Source organism: Lacticaseibacillus sharpeae JCM 1186 = DSM 20505 (assembly GCF_001436225.1).
Taxonomy (GTDB): domain Bacteria; phylum Bacillota; class Bacilli; order Lactobacillales; family Lactobacillaceae; genus Lacticaseibacillus; species Lacticaseibacillus sharpeae.
In genome coordinates, this window is sequence record NZ_AYYO01000004.1 from 1 (window position 1) to 3839 (window position 3839).

Sequence of the window (3839 nt, forward strand, 5' to 3'; positions counted from 1 at the left end):
GAGACCCGGCACCTCCCGGCTGAGCATCGACGTGGGGAGACCCGGCACCTCCCGGCCCAGGCATCGACGTAGCAGGTACAGTAGCGCCGGGAAAAGAAACAGGAGAGGCAGACCTAATAGATATTGTATAAGGCGATTGGCACAATTATTTTAACGGTCAATAACGCTGATTTGGCGGGACTTCCACTGGCTTCAGCGTGTAGAAGAGGTTCAGTTGCTCGACCATGAATGGTGTTTCTTCGGCTTCTTGCTGATTCTTCACCTTCAGCATCTCGCGACGCTCTTGGGCGTTGAGGCGTTTATCAGTACGCACATATTCTTCCATCATACGACTGGTGGCCACGAGAATACAGCCATTGCGGCCGCGTTTACGCTGCACGCTAAATACGCCGCTGGCTTGCATCTTGTCAAGCAACCGCATTAGTGATCGGCGACCGATCTTCAGGTCCCGTTCCAACTGCTCAACGCCAAAGCGTGCGTGCCCGTTAACTCGGTCAGTGCTTGCTTCTGCAAGATGTACCAGGTCAACACCCCACTCGTCGAGATGGCTGTGTTGGCGTTCCTCACGACTACGCTTAATGTGCTTCCACGCGTGGCCGGTCCCGTGAATCGTTACTCCCGGTGCGTACTGAGTGCACAATTCTTTTACAAACGACAGCTCAGCGCCCTGGTATTCACCAGAGTACGCACTAGCGAGCGTAGAACGCAGTTCACGCTTCGGTAGCGGATCAGTCTGGCGGGCATTCCACTCTTCAGCAAACTTGGAGGCGGTGGATAATGGCTGCTTCGACGAATACATGGCCAGCAAGAGTGTGAAAAGCGTGTTATTGCGCGCCAATCCCCCTTGCTTCATCGCATCGACGTCGGCTGCAGCAAGAGCTTTGAACCAGGCAGTGTGAATTTGATCGCGTGGTCCTGCCGGTTCATCACCATCTGAGTTCTTTGCAGTTTTCTGAAGAGACATTGACCACTCCTGCAGTTCAGCGAAACTCGCATACGTATCCTCATCCATCTCAAGAATGTTGTCTGCAGAGGGCATACGGAAGAAACCGAAGTGGTTGGCACCCACGTCGGTGTGATCATTTTTAGCTGCTACGGCGTTCCGGATGGCACTGGATACCATCTTTGCGGAAATCAGAGCAGGTAACTTGCCTTGGTCATTTCGTTTGATCCAAAGCGGTTCGTCCAGGATGTAGTAAGCCTGGTAACCGTGTGGTGTGCCCAAAACAAGGTTCGGACTCATTACACGCTGCAGTAGCTGCACGTCAAAGCAGTCAATTTCCCAACCGTACTCCGGTTTTTCACCTGCAGGATAATCGACGTCCACGACAAAGCACGTGATTGCCTTTAAGTTGCCCTCTTCGTGGCCTGTCAACACTTTGGCATGCTGATTGAGCTTGCGGTACTTGCCGTACCGGAAAACATTTGGAGTCCAGTGGGTTGCCCCTACTGCACTGAGCACTGACTCCTGAGACGTCATTATCTTGCCGCGGGCTTTACCGAGGTTCTGCTTACCGTTGACGACAAACATCGCCCCGATTTTGCGGTTAGCTAATGCGTCACCTTTGCAATAGCGTTGCTTTTCTAGGACGTCGTGCATGATGGTCGTGACAGCATCGACAGCTGCTTGCTCGTTAAATGACATTTTTTCACCTCCGACTTAACAAAATAAAAAGGACTGAGATCAGGCTTGTCACTAAGCCAATCTCAGTCCTAATAGGCGGTTTAACCGCGTATGTATAGACTTACAGAATTGTTGAAAATCGAGCGCGTATATAGTAGAATTCCCTTTGAAGGTAGTCTACTCCCTCGGTTTTACATTTCTAGTTCTTTGGCTATGACTAGTTGATGTTTGGATTAACCGTTGTGATACCTACCTATGTTGGCAGCCTCTATCGGCTTGGCATTCTACGAAAATGCCGGTTGGTACGCTGTAGTCACCAATATCTAAATCAGCAGTTGGCGCTCGTCTACCAAACGAGATAGTCAACGCGAGATCTTAGGCGTCGCAAACCTGAACTCGCTGCTGAAACTTAGATATTCATTTTGGCATTAGACACGAGCCGCCTTCGGGCGGCTCTTTGTTTTATCTACGCCGAAAGAATATCACTTATTGCACTAAAAGCGCAATCTCGAATTTTTGATTTTTTGGCAATAATTTACACTTGTGTAAATGTGTAAGTGTGTAAATGTGTAAATGGTCTAATCCGGTTCACGCCTCCATCTCGACCTTCTCCGGATTGTGTAAATGTGTAAATGTGTAAATTGCCGAAAAACATAGCGCTAAAGGCGTTTATATTTGTGTAAATGTGTAAATGTGTAAATATATCTTGATTTACCTTTCCTGGTGTATTACACTTGGTTCGTAGGATAATTACACATTTACACATTTACACATTTACACAATTACACATAAAGTTTGGAGGAAATTTTATGACTGACTCAAAGTTGAAGCTAAAGCGCCCCCTGACCATTACCGTGGCCAACGCCAAGGGCGGTGTAGGCAAGACCACCATCACTCGGTACCTTCCATTCGTGCTTGCTGAACGCGGGTACAAGGTGCTTGTTGTCGATGCTGACCCGCAGGGAAACCTTACAAAGACCATGGGAATCACCAAGCAGCGCTACGAACCAGACAAGGTATTTGTAATGGAAAAATCTATGATGGCTGCAGTCGTCGAACAGGACCTTGGGTCAGCAATCGTCAATGTTGTTCCAAATCTTGACGAAATTCCATCTAACGTTGACTGGGGCAGTTTTCCAACGTACCTTGCTAAACGCTTTGGGCTTGCCGAAAAAGGCGACCCCGACTACTACGAAGTTGAAAGCAAAAAGATAGTTGTCTTAAAGAATCTGTTGGCACCAATCAAGGGAAACTATGACTTCATCTTTATTGACACCCCGCCAACACCCGCTTCTCAATGGATTAGGAATGCTACCGTTGCTAGTGACTGGGTCATTATCGCATTCCAAACACAAAGTGACAGCCTTGATGGCGCAAAGCTGTTTAGGGACAATGATCTGCGTGAGCTTATTGAGGACTTCGGCGCTGACACAGACGTTTTGGGTATCCTACCAAATCAGGTTTCAAATTCAGGCGCAATCGATCAAATCGTAATTGAGGATGCCATTGAGATTTTCGGTGAACAAAATCTGTTCCAACACATTATTCCGTTTGCTAAGCGGATCCAGTCTGCCCCTCGCATTGGCCTGACTCGTGAAGGCTACTGGAACTCCCGACTATTTAATGACGTCATTGACCCACTAGCAGATGATTTTCTAGAAAGATTAAAAATTGTAGGAGAAATTGAAGATGGCGAATAACGAGAAACAGACCGAGAGCAAACCAGCAACGCGTCGAACCGATATTGGTATGTTTGGGAAGACCAAGCGGACTCATTCTGCCGATATGTCATACAAACCTGATGTTCAGATTGAGCAAACTTACCAATCAACCACGCCAGCAAGTTCAGTAGCCAAAGCAGAAATTGCCCACGCAGCAAGTGTAACAGCGAAGGCAAACACGGACGCCCGGAAAACCATGCGTATTCCAGAAGAACAATTCTACGAACTTCAGGCGTTGTTGGAACTATCATCAAACAAGTACATTTACGAACTTATTGCCGAACTTACGGACGCCCGCGTTAGGGAAATAGCGAAGGATGATCCCGAGATGCTTCGCTCATACCAGTCCATCGTGACACGTATTCGACAGACCGATCAACGCAAAAAGAGTCGCAAGACTACCAAGAAGTAACCAAAAGCCGCTTAACAGCGGCTTTTTTGTGTAATTGTGTAATTGTGTAATTGTGTAATTGTGTAATTGTGTAATTGTGTAA

The 3839-nt window shown here is 47.5% G+C and carries 3 protein-coding genes; 2 read left to right on the top strand and 1 reads right to left on the bottom strand.

The window, feature by feature from the left end; translation table 11 throughout:
* Positions 1 to 157: 157 nt before the first annotated feature.
* Positions 158 to 1645, bottom strand: coding sequence for a primase C-terminal domain-containing protein (locus tag FC18_RS01155; protein WP_054680674.1), 1488 nt, complete (start codon positions 1643 to 1645; stop codon positions 158 to 160).
* 788 nt (positions 1646 to 2433) lie between these two features.
* Between FC18_RS01155 and FC18_RS01160 the strand changes: the two genes are divergently transcribed.
* Together FC18_RS01160 and FC18_RS01165 are read left to right on the top strand one after the other, a co-directional pair.
* On the top strand, positions 2434 to 3324 hold the full coding sequence (locus tag FC18_RS01160; RefSeq protein ID WP_082404212.1) for a ParA family protein: 891 nt from the start codon (positions 2434 to 2436) through the stop codon (positions 3322 to 3324).
* Positions 3314 to 3757 (top strand): hypothetical protein, encoded by a 444-nt coding sequence (locus FC18_RS01165; protein WP_054680677.1) that lies wholly within the window; start codon positions 3314 to 3316, stop codon positions 3755 to 3757. The genes FC18_RS01160 and FC18_RS01165 overlap by 11 nt, the downstream gene beginning before the upstream one ends.
* Positions 3758 to 3839 lie beyond the last annotated feature (82 nt).

Coding starts and splice junctions, on each gene's coding strand:
- FC18_RS01155 (WP_054680674.1), bottom strand. CDS start 1,645: ATGTCATTTAACGAGCAAGCAGCTGTCGATGCTGTCACGACCATCATG.
- FC18_RS01160 (WP_082404212.1), top strand. CDS start 2,434: ATGACTGACTCAAAGTTGAAGCTAAAGCGCCCCCTGACCATTACCGTG.
- FC18_RS01165 (WP_054680677.1), top strand. CDS start 3,314: ATGGCGAATAACGAGAAACAGACCGAGAGCAAACCAGCAACGCGTCGA.